The 20,235-nt window shown below is 72.9% G+C and carries 19 protein-coding genes; 15 read left to right on the top strand and 4 right to left on the bottom strand.

Annotated elements, in window-relative coordinates; genetic code table 11:
- Positions 1-36 precede the first annotated feature (36 nt).
- From BLR33_RS06875 to BLR33_RS06840, 8 genes are all read left to right on the top strand, one after another.
- The gene (locus BLR33_RS06875) at positions 37-675 is read left to right on the top strand and encodes an AIM24 family protein (protein WP_093783385.1); all 639 of its coding nucleotides are present in this window, start codon (positions 37-39) and stop codon (positions 673-675) included.
- Entirely contained in the window at positions 675-1,325 is a 651-nt protein-coding gene (locus BLR33_RS06870) for an AIM24 family protein (protein ID WP_093783384.1), read from the top strand. The genes BLR33_RS06875 and BLR33_RS06870 overlap by 1 nt, the downstream gene beginning before the upstream one ends.
- A complete protein-coding gene (locus BLR33_RS06865) occupies positions 1,322-2,041 on the top strand; it encodes an AIM24 family protein (protein WP_093783383.1) in 720 nt (239 codons plus the stop codon). The genes BLR33_RS06870 and BLR33_RS06865 overlap by 4 nt, the downstream gene beginning before the upstream one ends.
- A 209-nt stretch (positions 2,042-2,250) precedes the next feature.
- Positions 2,251-2,733, top strand: coding sequence for a MarR family winged helix-turn-helix transcriptional regulator (locus BLR33_RS06860; protein ID WP_093783382.1), 483 nt, complete (start codon positions 2,251-2,253; stop codon positions 2,731-2,733).
- Between the two features lie 65 nt (positions 2,734-2,798).
- Complete coding sequence (locus BLR33_RS06855) at positions 2,799-3,308, top strand: MarR family winged helix-turn-helix transcriptional regulator (RefSeq protein WP_093783381.1); 510 nt, start codon at positions 2,799-2,801, stop codon at positions 3,306-3,308.
- Positions 3,309-3,417: 109 nt separating this feature from the next.
- Positions 3,418-3,759 carry a DUF3817 domain-containing protein gene (locus tag BLR33_RS06850; RefSeq protein ID WP_176930169.1) on the top strand — a complete coding sequence of 114 codons (342 nt, stop codon included), beginning with the start codon at positions 3,418-3,420 and terminating at the stop codon, positions 3,757-3,759.
- A 122-nt stretch (positions 3,760-3,881) separates the two neighbouring features.
- On the top strand, positions 3,882-5,582 hold the full coding sequence (locus BLR33_RS06845; RefSeq protein ID WP_093783379.1) for an acyl-CoA mutase large subunit family protein: 1,701 nt from the start codon (positions 3,882-3,884) through the stop codon (positions 5,580-5,582).
- Positions 5,583-5,703: 121 nt separating this feature from the next.
- Entirely contained in the window at positions 5,704-5,874 is a 171-nt protein-coding gene (locus BLR33_RS06840) for a DUF397 domain-containing protein (RefSeq protein WP_322987141.1), read from the top strand.
- A 66-nt stretch (positions 5,875-5,940) separates the two neighbouring features.
- Here BLR33_RS06840 and BLR33_RS06835 read toward each other — a convergent pair whose 3' ends face one another.
- Positions 5,941-6,573 (bottom strand): TetR/AcrR family transcriptional regulator, encoded by a 633-nt coding sequence (locus tag BLR33_RS06835; RefSeq protein WP_093783378.1) that lies wholly within the window; start codon positions 6,571-6,573, stop codon positions 5,941-5,943.
- A gap of 306 nt (positions 6,574-6,879) precedes the next feature.
- On the opposite strand from BLR33_RS06835, the gene BLR33_RS06830 reads away from it, so the two are divergent.
- The 4 genes from BLR33_RS06830 (at position 6,880) to BLR33_RS35095 (ending at position 11,363) form a co-directional block, all read left to right on the top strand.
- Positions 6,880-7,845: a tetratricopeptide repeat protein gene (locus tag BLR33_RS06830; RefSeq protein WP_176930168.1), complete on the top strand. Its 966-nt coding sequence runs from the start codon at positions 6,880-6,882 to the stop codon at positions 7,843-7,845.
- Positions 7,846-8,547: 702 nt separating this feature from the next.
- Positions 8,548-9,180 (top strand): DUF6230 family protein, encoded by a 633-nt coding sequence (locus BLR33_RS06820; protein WP_093783377.1) that lies wholly within the window; start codon positions 8,548-8,550, stop codon positions 9,178-9,180.
- 232 nt (positions 9,181-9,412) lie between these two features.
- A complete protein-coding gene (locus tag BLR33_RS06815; protein ID WP_093783376.1) occupies positions 9,413-10,012 on the top strand; it encodes a DUF6114 domain-containing protein in 600 nt (199 codons plus the stop codon).
- Positions 10,002-11,363 carry a hypothetical protein gene (locus BLR33_RS35095; protein ID WP_093783375.1) on the top strand — a complete coding sequence of 454 codons (1,362 nt, stop codon included), beginning with the start codon at positions 10,002-10,004 and terminating at the stop codon, positions 11,361-11,363. The genes BLR33_RS06815 and BLR33_RS35095 overlap by 11 nt, the downstream gene beginning before the upstream one ends.
- 135 nt (positions 11,364-11,498) lie before the next feature.
- Here the strand turns inward: BLR33_RS35095 and pyk are convergent, their stop codons facing one another.
- From pyk to pta, 3 genes are all read right to left on the bottom strand, one after another.
- Positions 11,499-12,917: a pyruvate kinase gene (gene pyk, locus BLR33_RS06805; RefSeq protein ID WP_093783374.1), complete on the bottom strand. Its 1,419-nt coding sequence runs from the start codon at positions 12,915-12,917 to the stop codon at positions 11,499-11,501.
- Between the two features lie 86 nt (positions 12,918-13,003).
- On the bottom strand, positions 13,004-14,173 hold the full coding sequence (locus BLR33_RS06800; RefSeq protein WP_093783373.1) for an acetate kinase: 1,170 nt from the start codon (positions 14,171-14,173) through the stop codon (positions 13,004-13,006).
- A complete protein-coding gene (pta, locus tag BLR33_RS06795; protein WP_093783372.1) occupies positions 14,170-16,251 on the bottom strand; it encodes a phosphate acetyltransferase in 2,082 nt (693 codons plus the stop codon). Before pta ends, BLR33_RS06800 begins: the two co-directional genes overlap by 4 nt.
- A gap of 210 nt (positions 16,252-16,461) precedes the next feature.
- Here pta and BLR33_RS06790 point away from each other — a divergent pair, with 210 nt between their 5' ends.
- The 3 genes from BLR33_RS06790 to BLR33_RS36900 all read left to right on the top strand — a co-directional run bounded on the left by BLR33_RS06790 (position 16,462) and on the right by BLR33_RS36900 (position 20,191).
- The gene (locus BLR33_RS06790; RefSeq protein WP_093783371.1) at positions 16,462-17,460 is read left to right on the top strand and encodes a 2-hydroxyacid dehydrogenase; all 999 of its coding nucleotides are present in this window, start codon (positions 16,462-16,464) and stop codon (positions 17,458-17,460) included.
- A 31-nt stretch (positions 17,461-17,491) separates the two neighbouring features.
- Positions 17,492-18,517, top strand: coding sequence for an ATP-dependent 6-phosphofructokinase (locus BLR33_RS06785; RefSeq protein WP_093783370.1), 1,026 nt, complete (start codon positions 17,492-17,494; stop codon positions 18,515-18,517).
- A 144-nt stretch (positions 18,518-18,661) separates the two neighbouring features.
- The gene (locus BLR33_RS36900) at positions 18,662-20,191 is read left to right on the top strand and encodes a glycosyltransferase family 2 protein (protein ID WP_143031651.1); all 1,530 of its coding nucleotides are present in this window, start codon (positions 18,662-18,664) and stop codon (positions 20,189-20,191) included.
- Positions 20,192-20,235: the final 44 nt, after the last annotated feature.

Here is a 20,235-nt window from a genome sequence, read left to right as displayed (position 1 = left end):
GCCCCCGGTGCCGCCACCGCCGATACGGTCTGAGGCATGGCGACCTTCCGGCTGCAGGGCACCCGCGTGCTCGCCGTCGACCTCGCGGGAGAGGCGGTCAAGGCGAAGAACGGGGCCATGGTCGCCTACGACGGCGAGATGACGTTCAAGAAGATGACCGGCGGTGGCGAGGGCCTGCGCGGCCTGGTCACCCGCCGCATCACCGGCGAGCACATGGCCGTCATGGAGGTCCGCGGCACCGGCACCTGCTGGTTCGCCGACCGCGCCACCGAGATCAACCTGGTCCGCCTCACCGGCGAGACCCTCCATGTGGAGGCGAGCAACCTGCTGGCCACCGAACCCGCGCTGCGCACCGGCACCACCTTCACCGGGCTGCGCGGCGCCTCCCAGGGCAACGGGCTGTTCACCACCACCGTCGAGGGCAGCGGGCAGGCCGCGATCCTCTCCGACGGCCCGGCGATCGTGCTGCGCGTCACCAAGCAGACCCCGCTCACCGTCGACCCCGGCGCCTACGTCGCCCACACCGGCAACCTGCGCCAGCACCTGCAGAGCGCGCTGGGCTGGCGCACCCTGGTCGGCGAGGGCTCCGGTGAGAGCTTCCAGATCCGCTTCGAGGGCGAGGGCCTGGTCTACGTCCAGCCCAGCGAGCGGACCACCATCGGGGGGCAGCTGTAGTGCCGTTCACCCGGATCAACTCCAAGATGGTCGAGGCCCAGGTGCACCCGGGGCAGCGCATGTTCAGCCAGCGCGGCGCCATGCTCGCCTACCGCGGCCGGGTCACCTTCACCCCCAGCATCACCGGCGGCCAGGGCGGCGTGATGTCCATGATCGGCCGCCGCGTCGCGAACGAGGCGACCCCGCTGATGGTCGTCGAGGGCGAGGGCACGGTGATGTTCGGCCACGGCGGCCACCACATCCACACCGCCGACCTGACCGGCGAGACCCTCTACGTCGAGTCCGACCGGCTGCTCGCCTTCGACGGCTCGCTGCGGCAGGGCACCATGTTCATGGGCTCCCAGGGTGGCGTGATGGGCGTCATCCGCGGCCAGGCCACCGGCCAGGGCCTGTTCACCACCACCTTGCAGGGCGTCGGCTCGGCCGCCTTCCTCGCCCACGGCGGCGTCATCGAACTCCCCGTCACCCCGCAGCGCCCGGTGCACGTGGACCCGCAGGCGTACGTCGCCCACCGCGGCGAGGTCCGCAACCGGCTGACCGCCGCCCTCGGCTGGCGCGAGATGGTCGGCCGCGGCTCGGGCGAGGCGTTCCAGCTGGAGCTGTCCGGCCAGGGCACCGTCTACGTCCAGGCGTCGGAGGAGAAGCTGTGACCTACCCGCCCCCGCCCGCCGCCCCGCCGCAGCCGCCCGGCGGCCCGGTCGTCTTCGACGCGGCCACGCTGCCCGCCGACGACAACGTCAACCCGTACGCCTTCAGCGTCGCCCTGGACGGCCAGTGGTTCCTGCAGAAGGGGAAGATGATCGCCTACTACGGGCAGATCGACTTCCAGGGCATCGGCGCCGGCCCGCTGGACCGGCTCATCGCGGAGAACTTCCACTCCCCGGCGCACGCCGCCGACTGGGTCGTCGCCCAGGGCCGCGGCCGGCTGCTGCTCGCCGACCGCTCCTACGACATCAACTCCTACGACCTCGACGAGGGCAACCTCACCATCCGCTCGGGCAACCTGCTCGCCTTCCAGCCCGGCCTGTCGCTCAAGCAGTCGATCATCCCCGGCTTCCTCACCCTGCTCGGCACGGGGAAGTTCGTGGCCGCCTCCAACGGCGCCGTGCACTTCGTGGAGCCGCCGATCCGGGTGGACCCGCAGGCGCTGGTCGGCTGGGCCGACTGCCCCACCCCCTGCCACCACTACGACCACGCCTACCTGCGCGGGGTCCTCGGCGGCATCCGGGCGCTGACCGGCATCGGCGGAGCCTCCGGCGAGGAGCACCAGTTCGAGTTCACCGGCGCCGGCCAGGTGCTGCTGCAGTCCACCGAGTCCGTGCTCGCCGAGCGCGACACGGGGGCGGGACCGCAGCCCGGCACGTGACGGCCCCGGCCGGCCCCGACCCGTCTCCGACCGCCCCCGAGCCACGTCTGAGCGACACCTGAGCCACCCCTGACGCACTGCTGACCCACCCGTCCCGCGGCGCCCTGCCGCCCGGGACCGGCACCACCGCACCCCGCGAGGGCACGCGCCGTGACCGCACGGCTACCCACGCGATCATCCGAGATTCAACCACAGCTAGGATTGACGACATGGAGACACAGACCGCGGACGGCGTGACGACCTGGCTCAGCGAGGACGAACAGCGGGCCTGGCGCATCCACCTCGACGTCAGCCGGCTGCTGATGCACCAACTGGAGCGGGACCTGCAGCCCTTCGGCCTGACCAACAACGACTACGAGATCCTGGTCAACCTCTCCGAGGCCGAGGACCGGCGGATGCGGATGAGCGACCTCGCCAGGTCCACGCTGCAGTCCAAGAGCCGCCTCTCGCACCAGATCACCCGCATGGAGAGCGCCGGGCTGGTCCGCCGGGAGAACTGCGACACCGACCGCCGGGGCCTGTTCGCGGTCCTCACCGAGCAGGGCTGGGCCACCATGCGCGAGGTCGCCCCCCGCCATGTCGCCTCCGTGCGCGCCCACTTCATCGACCTGATGACCCCCGAGGCGCTGGCCGCCTACGGCGAGGCGCTCACCCCGGTCGCCGCCCACCTGCGAGCCGAGCGCGCCCGCTGACCGGACGCGCGCCCACTGGGTGGACGCCTGTGCCCGGCATGTGACCGGCGGGTAGGCTCGGGGCCGTGCCTAAGCCCCTGAGCCTGCCCTTCGACCCCATCGCCCGTGCCGACGAGCTGTGGACCCGGCACTGGGGCGGGGTGCCCTCGATGGCCGCGATCACCTCGATCATGCGCGCCCAGCAGATCCTGCTCGGTCAGGTCGACGCCGTCGTCAAGCCGTACGGGCTGACCTTCGCGCGCTACGAGGCGCTGGTGCTGCTCGCCTTCTCCAAGGCGGGCGAGCTGCCGATGTCCAAGATCGGTGAGCGGCTGATGGTGCACCCCACCTCGGTCACCAACACCGTGGACCGCCTCGCGGCCGCCGGCCTGGTCGCCAAGCGCCCCAACCCCAACGACGGCCGCGGCACGCTCGCCTCCATCACCGACAAGGGCCGCGAGATCGTGGAGTCCGCCACCCGGGACCTGATGGCCATGGACTTCGGGCTGAGCGTGTACGACGCGGAGGAGTGCGCCGAGATCTTCGCCCTCCTGCGCCCCCTGCGGATAGCGGCGGGCGACTTCGAGGAGGAGTGAGCGTGCCGCCCGTGCCGTCGCGGGGCCGTCGCAGGGCCGGTGTGGGGCCGGCGCGGGCCCTGCGGGACCCGGGTCCGGGGGGAAATACGGGGCGGTTAGGCTCGTGTCCATGAAATCCAGCGTGCTCACCCGCTACCGGGTGATGGCCTACGTGACGGGCGTGCTGCTGATCGCGCTCACCCTCGGCGTGATCGCCAAGTACGGGCTCGACATGAACGGCGCGGGCACCTTCACCGCGGCCGTCGGCTTCGCCCACGGCTGGCTGTACGTCGTCTACCTCGTGCTCGCCTTCGACCTGTGCATCAAGGCCAAGATGCCGATCGGCCGGATGGTCCTCATCCTTCTGGCGGGCACGATCCCCACCGCCGCCTTCTTCGTCGAGCGCCGGGTCACCCGTGAGCTCGGGCCCAAGGTGATCCACCGCGAGAGCGCCGACGCCGTCGAGGCGTAGGACCCCAGGGGACGCGCCGGGCCCGTCCGGGGCGCCCCCCGTAGGGCCGTCCGGGGCAGCCCGGGCGGCGGTGGCCCTTGCCGCATCGACATTTACTTGGACGTCCTAGTAAATTCGATGGTATGGACGCCGACGAGATCGAGACAGGCCGCCTGCGCTGGCAGGCGCGCTACGACTCCGCACACAAGCGCGACGCCGACTTCGGCACGCTCTCGGGCGACCCCGTCGAGCCGGTCTACGGGCCGCCCGCGGGCGCCGACGTGCCCGGCTTCGAGCGCATCGGCTGGCCGGGGGAGTACCCCTTCACCCGCGGCCTGCACCCGACCGGCTACCGCGGCCGCACCTGGACCATCCGCCAGTTCGCCGGCTTCGGCAACGCCGAGCAGACCAACGAGCGGTACAAGATGATCCTGGCCGGCGGGGGCGGCGGCCTCTCGGTCGCCTTCGACATGCCGACCCTGATGGGCCGCGACTCCGACGACCCGCGCTCGCTCGGCGAGGTCGGCCACTGCGGGGTCGCGATCGACTCCGCGGCCGACATGGAGGTCCTCTTCAAGGACATCCCGCTCGCCGACGTCACCACCTCGATGACGATCTCCGGGCCCGCCGTCCCCGTCTTCTGCATGTACCTGGTCGCCGCCGAGCGCCAGGGCGCCGACCCCTCGGTGCTCAACGGCACGCTGCAGACCGACATCTTCAAGGAGTACATCGCGCAGAAGGAGTGGCTCTTCGCCCCCGAGCCGCACCTGCGGCTGATCGGCGACCTCATGGAGCACTGCGCCCGGGCCATCCCCGCCTACAAGCCGCTGTCGGTCTCCGGCTACCACATCCGCGAGGCCGGTGCCACGGCCGCCCAGGAGCTCGCCTACACCCTCGCCGACGGCTTCGGCTACGTGGAGCTCGGCCGCAGCCGCGGCCTGGACGTGGACGTCTTCGCACCCGGCCTGTCCTTCTTCTTCGACGCGCACCTGGACTTCTTCGAGGAGATCGCCAAGTTCCGCGCCGCCCGCCGGATCTGGGCCCGCTGGATGCGCGACGTGTACGGGGCGGCGACGCCGAAGGCGCAGTGGCTGCGCTTCCACACCCAGACCGCGGGCGTCTCGCTGACCGCCCAGCAGCCGTACAACAACGTGGTGCGCACCGCCGTGGAGGCGCTGTCCGCCGTGCTCGGCGGCACCAACTCGCTGCACACCAACGCCCTGGACGAGACGCTGGCGCTGCCCAGCGAGCAGGCGGCCGAGATCGCGCTGCGCACCCAGCAGGTGCTCATGGAGGAGACCGGGGCGGCCAACGTGGCCGACCCGCTGGGCGGCTCCTGGTACGTCGAGGCGCTCACCGACCGGATCGAGGCCGACGCCGAGAAGATCTTCGACCGGATCAAGGAACTGGGCGAGCGGGCCGTGCCGGACGGTCGGCACCCGGTGGGCCCGATGACCTCGGGCATCCTGCGCGGCATCGAGGACGGCTACTTCACCGGCGAGATCGCCGAGTCCGCCTTCCGCTACCAGCAGGCGCTGGAGAAGGGCGAGAAGAAGGTGGTGGGCGTCAACGTCCACACCGGCTCGGTCACCGGGGACCTGGAGATCCTGCGGGTCGGCCACGAGGTGGAGCGCGAGCAGGTGCGCGCGCTGGCCGCCCGCCGGGCGGCCCGGGACGACGGGGCGGTGCGCGCCGCGCTCGCGGCCATGCTGACCGCCGCCCGGGAAGGCGCCAACATGATCGAGCCGATGCTCGACGCCGTGCGGGCCGAGGCCACCCTCGGCGAGATCTGCGGGGCGCTGCGCGAGGAGTGGGGGTCGTACACCGAGCCGGCCAGGTTCTGACCCAGCATCACCCGGACGGGGCAACGCCCCCTTCCGCGGGCCCAGTTGATCTCCAGGTGGGGCTGTGGCGAACGAACGTACCCTCGTACGCACCCAACCGGCCCTCCGAGGAAGGAACCTGGTGTCCCTCGAAGCGACCGTCGGTGACGACGGGATGATCTACATCCGCGAGACAGAGCAGCCGGACGTGGTGGCGGTGACCACACCCGCGAAGTGGGAGGCGTTCGTCAAGGGTGTGAAGGCCGGGGAGTTCGACCACTTCGTCGCCGGGCTGGAGGCGGAGGCGGGGTGAGGCCGGCGGAAGCACGCGGGGGCGGGGCCAGGTGCCCGCCGCCTTCCGGTGGAGCGGGCGGGGCCGTCAGCAGCCGGCCGCCAGCCCCTCCACCAGCAGGCGGGCCAGCCGGTCGGCCCAGTCCCGGTCCACCGGGCCGGAGCTGACCATCATCCGGTGCACCACCGCGCCCGCCACCACGTCGAAGATCAGGTCGTCCCTGGCCGGGTCCGGGCCGCCCACGTCCCGGGGCATCTCGCCGCGCCGCTGGGCGCGCTCGCGGCCGGCCAGCACCAGGTGCTTCTGCCGGTCCACCAGCGCCTGCCTGATCCGGGTCCGCAGCGCCTCGTCGGTGCCGGCCTCGGCGACCACCGCCATCAGGGCGGTCCGCATCTCCGGGCGGTCCAGCAGGCCGGCGAAGCGCAGCACCACGCCCTGGATGTCAGCACGCAGGCTGCCGCGGTCGGGCAGGTGCAGCTGCTCGTCGAACAGGGCCGCCAGCGCGTCCACCACCAGTTCGTTCTTGCCCGCCCAGCGGCGGTACAGGGTGGTCTTGGCGACCCCGGCGCGGGCCGCCACGTCCCCCAGGGTGAGCCCGCCCCAGCCCAGCTCCACCAGCGCCTGCCGGGTCGCGGCCAGGATCGCCCGGTCGGCGTCCGCGCTGCGTGGCCGGCCGGTGCGCCGGGGCCGGGGCCCGGGGGCGGGGGAGGCAGGACACATAGGCCGGACCATACCGGCCGGTAGCCGACGGGACGAGTGACCGGCGTCACACAGTGTGGCGCCTGCGGCCCGGCCCGCCGCCAGTTACGCTACGACCCGTAGCGTAAGGGCGTTCCGCCGCCCCGCGCGACAGCCACCGTACGGACGGGGACCCCTACGGTCGGTGAACGGCCCGCAGCCCCCACCGCGCGGACGGCGGTGGAGTACGGCCGCGGGAAACGGGGAAGATGCGTCCCGGTCGCCCGCAATCCGGCGGGAACCGGGGTATGTGCACGATCGGGCCCACGAGGGGGGAGGATTGACCCCATGCAGCCACGCAACATGTCCATGAGCGGTGTCGTCGACCTCGCCGCGGTGAAGGCGGCCGGCGAGGCCAAGGCGAAGGCCGAGCAGGCGCGGGCCCAGCGGCGGCAGGCCGGTCCCGGCGAGGCGCCGGCGGCCCCGCTCGTCATCGAGGTCACCGAGGCGACCTTCGAGGCCGACGTCCTGCAGCGCTCCTCCGAGGTCCCGGTCGTCATCAGCTTCTGGACCGACCAGATCGAGCAGAGCCGGCAGCTGAACACGGTGCTGGAGCGCCTGGCGGCGCAGTACCGCGGCCGCTTCGTGCTGGCCACCGCCGACGTCTACGCCAACCAGCTGCTCTTCCAGCAGTTCGGCGTCCAGGGCGTGCCCGCGGTCTTCGCGGTGCTGGCCGGGCAGGCGATGCCGCTCTTCCAGGGCGCCGCCCCCGAGGACCAGATCACCGAGGTGCTCGACCAGGTGATCGCGGTCGCCGAGCAGCGGTTCGGCATCGTCGGCCAGGAGACCGGGCCGCAGGACGCGGCCGAGCCGGAGCCGGCCCCCCGCCCGGCCACCCCGCAGGAGCTGGCGCTGTCCGCCGCGCACGACGCGCTGGACGCCGGCGATCTGTCGGGTGCGATTCAGGCGTACAAGAACGTGCTCGCCGACGAGCCGGCCAACGTCGAGGCCAAGCTGGGCCTGGCGCAGGCCGAGTTGCTGGCGCGGGTGGAGGGCGCGGACCCGCAGAAGGTGCGCGCCGCGGCCGCCGAGGCGCCGGGTGACGTGTCGGCGCAGCTGGCCGCCGCCGACCTGGACCTGGTCGGCGGCCATGTCGAGGACGCCTTCTCCCGGCTGGTGGACACCGTGAAGCGCACGGTGGGTGAGGACCGCGACCGGGCCCGGCTGCGGCTGCTCGACCTGTTCGAGGTGATCGGCCCGGATGACCCGCGGGTCGCCGCCGCGCGCACCGCGCTCGCCCGCGTGCTGTTCTGACTGTTCTGACCGGAACCCGCAGGCCTCCACCGGAGTCCATCGGGCCCGATGAGGACGGCGGTCCCGCGTGCGGCATATGCCCGGCGCGGGACCGTACGACGATTTGCCGACACGGCGACAGCGTTTACCAAAACGTGACCCGGATCGGTGACTGTTACTTCCGGTAAGAACACTGCCCCGCTTTGTGGGCCCTTCCGTGCTTATGTCGGACTTACCTACCCAGGTACCTGTTACTCGGCGTGACATCACTCCGCGTGTTGGTCCCGCCTGCGGCGATTTGGCGTTACTCACTGGTAACGAACCCCCTTGTGCCCGGGCCGCGAATGGACCACGATCGGCCAAGCTCGGTCCGTCACCCCAGCCCGGCAGCCAGCCGCGCGAGGGGCACGGGTCCCCGCCGGGCGGGGTGGGCGGTGACCGCCGCCACCCTGGGACAGGGGGGTCTTCGGCCGCCTGTCCGCGGCCACTTCGGTCGCGGGCGGAACGGGTGGAGCCTGTCCCGCAGGTTGCGCGAGAGCGTGGCCAGTGGTTGTCGCTCGGGGGTGATCGCCGATGCTCGGACACCGCCGTCCGTACTCCCCCGCGGAGGGACGGCCCCGCCGACCGCGGCGCTCTCCTTTCCGAGGACGTAGCACTTCTCCCATCCCGGGCCGGGACCCGAACGACTCCCGGCCGGAGATGTACGTCCGAGAAGGAGGAAGTATGGAGTCGCTCGTTCGAGGCGGTACCAGATGGCGGCGGTTCGCCGTCGTCATGGTGCCGAGTGTCGCGGCCACGGCCGCGATAGGCGTGGCACTGGCCCAGGGGGCGCTCGCGGCGTCCTTCGCCGTGTCGGGCCAGGAGTTCAAGGTCACCGCCAAGACCCTGCACGGCAACGGCTTCGTGCAGTACGGCGCCGTGGACGCCGAGGTGAACGGCACCAAGCACCCGGTGGCCGTCTCGGCCTTCTCCAGCGCCACCATCACCGGCCTGTGCCAGTCCGTGGTCATCCCGGCGCCGTTCGTCGGCGACGTGACGCTGAAGCTCAGCGCCGGCAACAACGGCAAGAAGGTCAAGGCGTCGAACCTGTACATCGACCTCGACCAGCTCGACGCCGATGCCACGTTCCACGACATCAACATCGGTGTCGCCGCCGGCGCCGTGAACCCGGACTACGCACAGCCCGAGAACGCGGTCAAGCAGGGCGCCCCCGGCTCCTTCGCCCAGGAGGCCAGGACCGCGGACCTGACCGACGTCCGGCAGACCGCCTGGGCCACCAGCGCCGGCACCTTCAAGCTGGCGGGTCTCAGCATGAGCGTCAAGAAGGGCTCCGGCGCCGGAGTCGAGTGCTACTAGGCGGCACTTGCGCCGACGTGGTCACGGGCGAGCCGCGCGGGACGCGGCTCGCCCCCGGCGAACGAGCCGGCCGCACCGGCCCGCACCCGTCCCCCTGAGCGCCACCCGAGCCCGCCGCACCCGCGGCACCGCACGACCCAGCACGTCCACGCACGTTGAGGCAGGGGCCGTACCACCCGGTGCCGAGCCAGAGCCACGCCAGTGCCAAGTCAGTTCCAGGGAGCTGTTGTCCATGAGCGCCGAGTCGACCGGACTGCGGGCCCGCATCCGCTACGGACGCCTGGTCTTTCGCCACTGGCGGTGGACCCGGCCGTTCTGGGCGGGGTTGCTCACCCTCATCTCCGGGCTCCCCATCGCGTACTTCCCGTACGCCCACCTCACCATCGGTCAGCTGACGGTGCGCATGTCCACGACCACCGGGTCGGCCTCGCTCATCATCGGCGTGCTGCTGTTCGTCCTCGGCCTGACCATGTGGCTGCAGTCCGCGGTGCGGATCTTCGCCGGGGTGGCGACGATCCTGCTGGCGCTGGTCTCGCTGCCGGTGTCCAACGTCGGCGGTTTCCTGATGGGCTACCTCCCCGCGTTGCTCGGCGGCGCGCTCGCCGTCTCCTGGGCGCCCGGCAGACGGGCCGACGAGCCGGGCGAGAAGGCCGAACTGCCGGACGGCACCCCGGTGCCCGGCGAGCCGGGCGAGCAGGAGCCGGCCCTGCCGCGCGATCCCTTCCTGCCCGCGCAGGGCTCGGGTGCCGAGCGCGGCGAGGAGCCGGTGCTGGCCGGCGGACACCCCGACGAAGAGACGACCAAGGAGAACGGGAGGCACCGTGCTGGGTGACGAAGCTCAGCCGGCCGCGAGCGAGGGGCCGCGCGCCAGGGCGGCCTCGGGGCCGCGCCACGCGGCTCCCCGCAAGTCCCTGCTGACCAAGCTGCACGTGCCCGCCGGCAAGGCGGTGGCGCTGGCCGCCATGCCCACCGCCGTCCTGATGGGCATGGGCCTGACGCCCCACCTGGCGCAGGCGGACGAGCCGAAGAACCCGGCCTTCAAGCCGGGCCCGTGCGTCACGCAGTCCGACACCCCGTCCCCGAGCGCCACCGGCAAGGACGCCGGAAAGGACGGCAAGAAGGACGGCAAGGGCGCCGAGGACGCGGGCAAGGACGCCGCGAGCACGGCCGGGGACGCGGCCAAGGGCGCGGAGAAGGACGGCAAGGACGGCGCCGGCACGGCGAAGGACACGCCGAAGCCGACGACGAGCCCGAGCGCGCAGGCGGACGGCAAGCCCGCCGCCAAGGACAGCCCGAGCGCCACCAAGGCGCCCACGCAGCAGCCCACCACGGCCGCGCCGACCCCGACGAAGTCGGTCGACCCGAAGGACCCGCTGGGCCTGGGCGGCCTGCTGAGCGGCCTGCTCGGCGGCGGCAAGCCCACCGCCACCCCGGCGCCGACGACCACCGCGCCGAGGCCGGACCCGACGACCACGCCGCCCGCGCCCGACCCGTCGCCCACCGGCACGCACGCCTCGCCGTCGGCCACCCCGAAGGCGACCGCGACCCACGCCCCGGTCAAGGACGCGGTCAAGGGCGCCTCCGAGGCCGCCAAGAAGGCCGCCAAGGCCCTCGCCGACCCCACGGGCAGCCCCACGGCCTCGCCGAGCGCCACGGACGGCAGCGGCGGCACGGGCGGCTCCGGCGACCCGCAGTCCTACCCCTGCCCGGTGTACGACGCCAAGGCGCTCGCCGACGCGCAGACCGAGCCGGGCATACCCCTGCTGCCGGACCAGCCCTGGACGCTCAAGAGCAGCGTGCTGACCCTGCACGGCCTCAACTACGACGGCATCGTGCAGGTGCGCACCGCGGGCGGCTCAGTCAAGGACGTGCTGAAGTTCACCGCGACCGGCGTGGACATCGGCGACCTGGACCAGTTCGTGGTCGGCCCCGGCAACACCCACACCGAGGTCCGCGCGGCCAAGGGGTCCACCTCCACGATCCGCAACGGCACGGTGACGATGTACACCGAGTCGCTCAGCGGCAACCTGCTGGGCCTGATCCCCATCACCTTCACCCCGAAGGCGCCGCCGCCGCTGACCCTGCCCGAGCTGTTCTTCACCGACGTGACCGTCGTGCAGGCCGGCCAGTTCGGCGGCGACCTCCACGTGCCCGGCATGCAGGTCCTGCCCGGCCAGCCCTGACCGGACCGGCCCTGACGCAGGCTCCGCCCGCAGCGGGCCGACGGGGCCGGCAAGGGCCCTCACCCGTGCGTGCGAACGGCCGCCTGCCCCCGCGAGGGGACCAGGCGGCCGCAGTTCTTCCGCGGGTACCGGCGGTCAGTCGCCCAGGTGGTGCACGCGGACCAGGTTCGTGGTGCCGGGGACGCCGGGCGGGGAGCCGGCCGTGATGATGACGGTGTCGCCCTTGGCGTACTCCGACAGCTTGAGCATCTCCCGGTCGACCAGCTCGACCATCGCGTCGGTGGTGTTCACGTGCTCCACCACGAAGGTCTCCACGCCCCAGGTCAGCGCGAGCTGATTGCGGGTGGCGGGGTCGCTGGTGAAGGCCACCACCGGCACGGGCACCCGGTAGCGGGCCAGCCGGCGGGCGGTGTCACCGGACTTGGTGAAGGCCACCAGCGTCCTGGCGTCCAGGAAGTCGGCCAGCTCGGCGGCCGCGCGGGCCACCGCGCCGCCCTGGGTGCGCGGCTTCTTGTCGGCGCCCAGCGGCTCCAGCCCGCGCCGCAGCAGCTCCTCCTCGGCGGCCACCACGATCCGCGACATCGTCTTGACGGTCTCGATCGGGTACTTGCCGACCGAGGACTCCGCGGAGAGCATCACCGCGTCGGCGCCGTCCAGGATCGCGTTGGCGACATCGGACGCCTCGGCGCGGGTCGGGCGGGAGTTGGTGATCATCGACTCCATCATCTGGGTCGCCACGATCACCGGCTTGGCGTTGCGCCGGCACAGCTCGATCAGCCGCTTCTGCACCACCGGCACCTGCTCCAGCGGGTACTCCACCGCCAGGTCGCCGCGGGCCACCATCACGGCGTCGAAGGCGAGGACGACGTCCTCCATGTTCGCCACCGCCTGCGGCTTCTCCACCTTGGCGACGACCGGGACCCGGCGGCCCTCCTCGTCCATCACCCGGTGCACGTCCCGCACGTCCTTCGCGTCGCGCACGAAGGACAGCGCCACCATGTCCACACCCATCCGCAGCGCGAACCGCAGGTCCTCGATGTCCTTGTCGGACAGCGCGGGCACGTTGACGGCCGCGCCGGGCAGGTTGATGCCCTTGTGGTCGGAGACCACGCCGCCCTCGACCACCAGGGTCCGCACCCGGGTGCCCTCGACCTCGATCACCCGCAGCGCCACATTGCCGTCGTTGATCAGGACCGGGTCGCCCTGCGAGACGTCGCCGGGCAGGCCCTTGTAGGTGGTCGAGCAGATGGACTTGTCGCCGGGCACGTCGTCGGTGGTGATGGTGAACTCGTCGCCGGCCACCAGCTCCACCGGCCCGTCGACGAACTTGCCGAGCCGGATCTTGGGTCCCTGCAGGTCGGCGAGGACGCCGACCGCGTGGCCGGTCTCCTCGGCCACCTTCCTGACCCGGTGGTAGCGCTCCTCGTGTTCGGAGTGGCTGCCGTGGCTGAAGTTGAAGCGGGCCACGTTCATACCGGCCTCGACCAGCGTTTTCAGCTGTTCGTAGGAGTCGACGGCGGGACCCAGGGTGCAGACGATCTTGGCTCGGCGCATGGGCGCTATCCTATCGGTTTGTTCCGCTCCGGAATTATCTGGGGGCTTGCCGGCTGAGCCATGGTCCGGGGCCGGCGCGGGGGCGGTCAACTCCGGGCCAGCGCGTAGGTGTCACGGGCGATCTCCAGCTCCTCGTCGGTGGGCACCACCGCCACCGCGACCCGGCTGGCGGCGGTGGAGACCACCCGGGGGCCCGAGGCCCGTACCGCGTTGTGCACCGGGTCGAGCTCGATGCCCAGATGCTCCAGGCCGCTCATCGCCGCGGCCCGCACCGCCGCGGAGTTCTCGCCCACCCCGGCGGTGAAGGCGATGGCGTCCACCCGGCCGAGGACCGCGGTGAAGGCGCCGACGTAGCGGCGCAGCCGGTGCACGTAGACGTCGAAGGCCAGCCGGGCGTCCCGGTCGCCCTCGCCGATGCGGCGGCCGATCTCGCGCATGTCGTTGGCGCCGCACAGGCCGAGCAGCCCGGAGCGCTTGTTGAGCAGGGTGTCGATCTCCTCGGTGCCCATGCCGCCCACCCGCTGCAGGTGGAAGACGACCGCGGGGTCGATGTCGCCGGAGCGGGTGCCCATCACCAGGCCCTCCAGCGGGGTCAGGCCCATGGAGGTGTCCACGCACACCCCGCCGCGCACCGCCGACGCCGAGGCGCCGTTGCCCAGGTGCAGCACGATCGTGTTGACCTCGGCCACCGGGCGGCCGAGCAGCTCGGCGGTGGCCCGCGAGACATAGGCGTGCGAGGTGCCGTGGAAGCCGTAGCGGCGGATGCCGAACCGGTCGGCGGTGGCCGCGTCGATGGCGTAGCGGGCGGCGGCCTCCGGCAGGGTGGAGTGGAAGGCGGTGTCGAAGACGGCGACCTGCGGCAGATCAGGGCGCAGCTCGCGGGCGACCTTGATGCCGGTGATGTTCGCCGGGTTGTGCAGGGGGGCCAGCGGCACCAGCTTCTCGATCTCGGCGAGCACCTCGTCGGTGATCACGGTGGGCTCGGTGAACCGGGTGCCGCCGTGCACCACCCGGTGGCCGATGGCGGCCAGCGCCGGCGAGTCCAGGCCGACGCCCTGGTCGGCGAGCCGGCGCGCCACCTGCCGCAGCGCCTCGCCGTGGTCGGCGACCCCGCCCTCCTCGCCGATCCGCTCCACCAGGCCGGAGGCGAGCCGGCCGTGGTCGCCCATGTCGAGCAGCTGGTACTTCACCGACGAGGAGCCGGAGTTGAGCACCAGCACCCGGTTCGGGGCGGTCGGGTCCGCTTGAGTGGTCACAGCTCATCACCCTGCGCCTGGATCGCGGTGATCGCGACCGTGTTGACAATGTCCTGTACAAGTGCCCCGCGGGACAGGTCGTTCACCGGCTTGCGCAGCCCCTGCAGCACCGGGCCGACGGCCACCGCCCCGGCCGAGCGCTGCACCGCCTTGTAGGTGTTGTTGCCCGTGTTGAGGTCGGGGAAGATCAGCACCGTCGCCTGGCCCGCCACCGTGGAGCCGGGCAGCTTGGCGGCCGCGACCACCGGGGAGACGGCCGCGTCGTACTGGATCGGGCCCTCCACCATCAGCTCCGGCCGCAGCTCGCGCACCAGGTCGGTGGCCGCGCGCACCTTGTCCACGTCCGCACCCGTGCCCGAGGTGCCGGTGGAGTACGACAGCATCGCCACCCGTGGCTCCACCCCGAACCGGGCGGCGGTGCCGGCCGCCTGGACGGCGATGTCGGCCAGCTGCGCGGCGTCCGGGTCCGGGATGACCGCGCAGTCGCCGTAGACCAGCACCCGGTCGGCCAGGCACATGAAGAACACCGAGGAGACGATGGCCGCGTCCGGGCGGGTCTTGATGATCTCGAAGGCCGGGCGGATGGTGGCGGCCGTGGAGTGCACGGCGCCGGAGACCATGCCGTCGGCCAGGCCCTCCTGGACCATGAGGGTGCCGAAGTACGACACGTCGGCCACGACGTCGTAGGCCAGCTCGCGGGAGACGCCCCGGTGGGCGCGCAGCTGCGCGTAGAGGGTGGCGAAGCGGTCGCGCAGCGGCGAGGTGTGCGGGTCGATCAGCTCCAGGCCGGGGTCGTCCAGGGCGATGCCGAGGTCGCCGGCCTTCTTGCGGATCGCGTCCTGGTCGCCCAGCAGCGTCAGGTCGCACACTCCGCGGCGCAGCAGCACCTCCGCCGCCCGCAGGATGCGCTCCTCGGTGCCCTCCGGCAGCACGATCCGCCGCTTGTCGGCGCGGGCCCGCTCCAGCAGGGCGTGCTCGAACATCATCGGGGTGACCCTCGGCGAGCGGGCCACCGACAGCCGCTCGGTCAGCTCGGCGGTGTCCACGTGCGTCTCGAAGAGGCCGAGCGCGGTCTCGGCCTTGCGCGGGGTGCCGGCGCCGAGCTTGCCGTCCAGGCCGAAGAGCTCGGCGGCGGTGGGGAAGGAGCCGGTGGGCACCGCGAGGACCGGGGTGCCGGGGGCCAGCCGGTCGGCCAGGGCGAGGATCTGCGGGCCGGGCCGCTCGTCCAGGGTGAGCAGCACGCCGGCGATCGGCGGGGAGCCGGCCGAGTGCGCGGCCAGGGCGCCCACGATCAGGTCGGCCCGGTCGCCCGGGGTCACCACCACGCAGCCCGGGGTCAGGGCGGGCAGGAAGGTGGGCAGCATGGCGCCGCCGAAGACGAAGTCCATGGCGTCGCGGGACAGCCCCGCCTCGTCGCCCAGCAGCACCTCGGCGTCCAGGGTCTCCACGATCTGCCGGACGGTGGGCGCGGTGAGGGCGGGCTCCTCGGGCAGCACGTAGACGGGCACGTCCAGGGTGCGGCGCAGCTGCTCGGCGGCCGGGCCGACCTCGGCGGGGTCCACCCGGTTGGCGACCATCGCTATCACGTCGCAGCCCAGGTTGGTGTAGGCGTGGTGGGCGTTGCGGACCTCGGCGACCACGGAGTCCGCGCTCTGGTCGCGGCCCCCTATCACCACCAGCACCGAGGCTCCGCACTCGTTGGCCAGGCGGGCGTTGACGCCGAGTTCGGCCGGCAGGTTGGTGTCGGCGAAGTCCGAGCCGAGGATGAGGACGGTGTCGTATTCCTCGGCGACCCGCAGGTAGCCCTCCACGAGGCGGGCGGTCAGCGCCTCCTGGCCGCGGTCGGCCTGCAGCGCCGCGGCCTCCTCGTAGCCCAGGCCGAGGACGCTGTCTTCCTTCTGGGTGAGGCGGTAGCGGGTGCGCAGCAGCTCCAGGATGCGGTCCGGGGCGTCGTGCACCAGGGGACGGTAGACGCCGAGGCGGTCGACCTGCCGGGTGAGCAGTTCGGTCACCCCGAGTTCGACGACCTGCCGGCCGTCGCCGCGGCCGATCCCCGTCACATAGACACTGCGGGTCACCCGGTTCCTCCGAGATACGTTGCACTGGGCGTGCGGGGGTCCGACCGCCCCCGTCCCGACGGTAACGCCCCCTCTTCGCGCCTGCCCGCCGGGTCCCCGGATCAGCCACGGATTCTGCCTCCGGCGCGCCCTCTTTCGCGGTGTCATCCAAGGGATGTGCGAGGTCCGGACCGTAGGGTGAGGGCGGGGCGGGAGAAGGAGGTGAGGTGTATGGAGGTGCTGGCCACAGGTGTGCAGCGCGACGAGCGGCCCCTGCTGGAGGCGGCCTTCGCGCCGCGGCACCAGGTGCGCTGCCTGGAGACCGCGCTGAGCGCCGACACGCTGCCGCTGGCCGCGGGGTACGAGGCGGTGTCCACCAGCGCGGACTCCGTGCTGGACGCTCCCGCCCTGGAGGCGCTCTCGCGCGGCGGCACCCGGCTGGTGGCGCAGCGCTCCACCGGCTACAACAACATCGACCTGGCGCACGCCGAGCGGCTCGGCATGACCGTCGCCCGAGTCGCCCGCTCCGCGCCGTATCCGGTGGCCGAGTTCGCCTGGTCGCTGGCCGCCGCGCTCAACCGCCGGCTGGTGCGGGCCGCCTCCCGCACCCGCGACTTCGACTTCCGCCTGGACGGGCTGCTCGGCCGCGACTTCCACGGCCGCACCGCGGGCGTCATCGGCACCGGCCGGATCGGCACCGCCTTCGCCCGCATCGCCGGCGGCTTCGGCATGCGGCTGCTCGGCTGGGACATCGCGGTCAGCCCGCAGTGCCAGGAACTCGGCATGGAGTACGTCGAACTCGACCGGCTGCTGCGGGAGTCGGATCTGGTCAGTCTGCATGTGCCGTTGATGCCCTCCACCCACCACCTGCTCGGCGCCCGCCGGCTCGCCGAGCTGAAGGACGACGTGCTGCTGGTCAACACCGGTCGCAGCGCCCTGATCGACCCCGCCGCCCTGGTGGACGCGCTGGGCGACGGCCGGTTCGCGGGGGTGGGACTGGACTTGTACGAGGAGGAGGAAGGAGTCTTCTTCTACGACAAGTCGCTGGAGGTCATGACCGACGACACGCTCGCCCGGCTGCTCGCCTTCTCCAACGTCCTGGTCACCTCGCGCCAGGCGTCCTGGACCGCGGAAGCGGTACAGGAGATCGCCGCCACCACCGTCCGCAATGTGGACGACTATCTCGCCGGGCGGATCACCGAGTGCACGCTGATTCCGACGTCCCCGTGACACCCGTTCGCCGATCCCCTGGAGGCAGGCCATGCGTATCGGAGTCCTCACAGCCGGTGGCGACTGCCCCGGTCTCAACGCCGTCATCCGCTCCGTCGTCCACCGCGCGGTCACCGGGCACGCCGACGAGGTCATCGGCTTCGAGGACGGCTTCGTCGGGCTGCTCGAAGGGCGCTTCCGCGAACTGGACCTGGACTCCGTCAGCGGCATCCTGGCCCGCGGCGGCACCATCCTCGGCTCGGCGCGCCTGGAGCGGGCCCGGCTGCGGGAGGCCGCGGACAACGCCGACGAGCTGTGCCGCCGCTACGGCATCGACGTCCTGATCCCGATCGGCGGCGAGGGCACCCTGACCGCCGCCCGGATGCTCTCCGACGCCGGGATGCCGGTGGTGGGCGTGCCCAAGACGATCGACAACGACATCAACGGCACCGACCGCACCTTCGGCTTCGACACCGCCGTCACCGTGGCCACCGAGGCGATCGACCGGCTGCAGACCACCGCCGAGTCCCACCAGCGGGTGATGGTGGTGGAGGTGATGGGCCGGCACGCGGGCTGGATCGCGCTGGAGGCGGGGATGGCCAGCGGCGCCCACGGCATCTGCGTGCCCGAGCGGCCCTTCGACCCGGCCGACCTGGTGGACATGGTGGAGAAGCGGTTCGCGCGCGGCAAGAAGTTCGCGGTGGTGTGCGTCGCCGAGGGCGCCCACCCGGCCAAGGACACGATGGACTACGGGGTCGGCGCCATCGACAAGTACGGCCACGAGCGGTTCGCCGGGATCGGCACCACGCTCGCCCGCGAGCTGGAGGCCCGGCTCGGCAAGGAGGCCCGGCCGGTGATCCTCGGCCATGTCCAGCGCGGCGGCGTGCCCACCCCCTACGACCGGGTGCTGGCCACCCGCTTCGGCTGGCACGCCGTCGAGGCCGCGCACGCCCGCTCCTTCGGCCACATGACCGCCCTGCACGGCACCCGCATCAGCCTGGTCCCGCTCGCCGACGCGGTCACCCACCTGAAGACCGTCCCCGAGAACCGGATGGACGAGGCCGAGTCCGTCTACTGAGCCCGGCCCCCGAAGCGGCCGCCGTCCGGGCGGAGCCGGGGACGCGGCGTACAACTGTTGCGGGCCGCCGCGGGTCTTGGATGCACAGCACTGTTCGCATCGGTGCTCCGGAGGGGATCCGCGGTGCTCAAGGCCAGTATTGTCGTGCCCGTATTCAACGCCGGGGCGTCGATAGAGCGCTGCGCTCCGTCACTGACGGGGCAGAGCATCGGCGCGGACGCCTATGAGGTGCTCTACGTCGACGACGGGTCCACCGACGGCTCCCTGTCCGGGCTGCACCGGATCGCCGAGAGGTTCGCACACGTCAGGGTGGTCGCGCTGGGGAATTCCGGGCGGCCGGGGAAAGCCCGCAACACCGGCGTCCGGACGGCCCGCGGCGAATACGTGCACTTCGTGGACCAGAGCGACGAGTTGGCGCCCGACGCGCTGGAACGGCTCTACCGGCTGGCCCGCCGGAACTCCTCGGACATCGCGTTCGGAAAGGCGTACGGCGAGTCGCTGGGCCCCGCGGGCGCCTTCCGGCACACCCGCGAGCGGTGCTCGGTGCGCGACGCCGAACTCTTCGAGACGCTGACCCCGTACAAGATGTTCCGCCGCGCCTTCCTGCTCGACAACGGCATCGAGTTCCCCGAGGGCCGGGTGCGGCTGGCCGACGAGCTGTTCCTCGCCCGCGCCTACCCGCTGGCCCGCACCGTCTCCGTCCTCGGCGACCACCCCGCCTACCACCGTCGCCCCGCCGCCCGCGCCCGCAGCACCCGCCCGCCCGGGCCCGAGGACTACTACCGGCAGCTGCGGGCCGTGGTCCGCGCGGTCAAGGAGCGCTCCGAGCCGGGCCCGGTGCAGGACCGGATGCTGCGCCCCGCCTACCGCCGCGAGGTGCTCCGCCCGGTCACCGAGCCGCGGGTGCTGCAGCGCGGCGGCCGGCAGCTGGAGCGGTACTTCGAGCTGGTGCGCCGACTCGCGCTGGAGGAGTTCCCGCCCGGGGTCGCGGCCGGGCTGCCGGCCCTGCCGGGCCTGCGCGCCCACCTGCTGGAGACCGGCCGCCTGGACGGCCTGGTCGAACTCGCCCGCCGCACCGCCCGGATCAGGGTGCGCGTCGAGACGGGCGCCGTGCGCTGGCGGCGCGGGCGGCTGGTCGTGCCGGTGCGGGTGTGGCTGGTGCACGCCGGCGGCCGGCCGGTGGCGCTGGCACGCCGGGCCGACGGCCGGCTGCTGCTCGACCCGGTGCTGCTCGACGGGGTGCCCGGCGCCCGCGGGTGGGAGGTCGCCGACCCGTTCGCCGACACGCACGGCGAGGTGCTGGTCAAGGACCCGCGGACCGCGCAGTTCTGGTACGCGCAGAACGACCTGCGGCCGCGCCTGGAGCCGCTGCGCGGCGGGCGCTGCCATGTCGTGCTGTCGGCCGAGGCCGTCGTGGACCCGCTCACCGTCGCGGGCGGCGGCGCGTTGCCCGCCGGGCGGCACGAGATGTGGATGGACGTCCAGCTGCTCGGCCTCGGCCGCCGCCCGCGCCTGGCCCTGCCCCGGGGCGCCGCCCGGAGCGCCCGCCGGGCGGCGCGCACCACGGTGCCGGGCCGTCCGCCGCGCGGCCGGCTCGCCGGCTGGCACGGCGCCGGCGCCCAGCTCCTGCTCCGCGCCCCCGAGCCGGCGCCCCCGGCGGACCCGCTGCGCTGAACCGGCTGGCACCGCAAGGCAAGCGGGCTCGCGTCCGGGCACGC

Origin of the sequence: Actinacidiphila guanduensis (assembly GCF_900103985.1) — a bacterium.
GTDB classification, from domain to species: Bacteria; Actinomycetota; Actinomycetes; order Streptomycetales; family Streptomycetaceae; genus Actinacidiphila; species Actinacidiphila guanduensis.
The sequence above is the reverse complement of the archived record's forward strand: the minus strand, read 5'-3'. Positions and strand labels throughout refer to the sequence as shown.

Bases quoted from the DNA above. Each gene is read 5' to 3' on its own strand.
- BLR33_RS06875 (WP_093783385.1), top strand. From the start codon at position 37: ATGGCGACCTTCCGGCTGCAGGGCACCCGCGTGCTCGCCGTCGACCTC.
- BLR33_RS06860 (WP_093783382.1), top strand. From the start codon at position 2,251: ATGGAGACACAGACCGCGGACGGCGTGACGACCTGGCTCAGCGAGGAC.
- BLR33_RS06850 (WP_176930169.1), top strand. From the start codon at position 3,418: ATGAAATCCAGCGTGCTCACCCGCTACCGGGTGATGGCCTACGTGACG.
- BLR33_RS06845 (WP_093783379.1), top strand. From the start codon at position 3,882: ATGGACGCCGACGAGATCGAGACAGGCCGCCTGCGCTGGCAGGCGCGC.
- BLR33_RS06835 (WP_093783378.1), bottom strand. From the start codon at position 6,573: ATGTGTCCTGCCTCCCCCGCCCCCGGGCCCCGGCCCCGGCGCACCGGC.
- BLR33_RS06830 (WP_176930168.1), top strand. From the start codon at position 6,880: ATGCAGCCACGCAACATGTCCATGAGCGGTGTCGTCGACCTCGCCGCG.
- BLR33_RS06820 (WP_093783377.1), top strand. From the start codon at position 8,548: ATGGAGTCGCTCGTTCGAGGCGGTACCAGATGGCGGCGGTTCGCCGTC.
- BLR33_RS06815 (WP_093783376.1), top strand. From the start codon at position 9,413: ATGAGCGCCGAGTCGACCGGACTGCGGGCCCGCATCCGCTACGGACGC.
- pyk (WP_093783374.1), bottom strand. From the start codon at position 12,917: ATGCGCCGAGCCAAGATCGTCTGCACCCTGGGTCCCGCCGTCGACTCC.
- BLR33_RS06790 (WP_093783371.1), top strand. From the start codon at position 16,462: ATGGAGGTGCTGGCCACAGGTGTGCAGCGCGACGAGCGGCCCCTGCTG.
- BLR33_RS06785 (WP_093783370.1), top strand. From the start codon at position 17,492: ATGCGTATCGGAGTCCTCACAGCCGGTGGCGACTGCCCCGGTCTCAAC.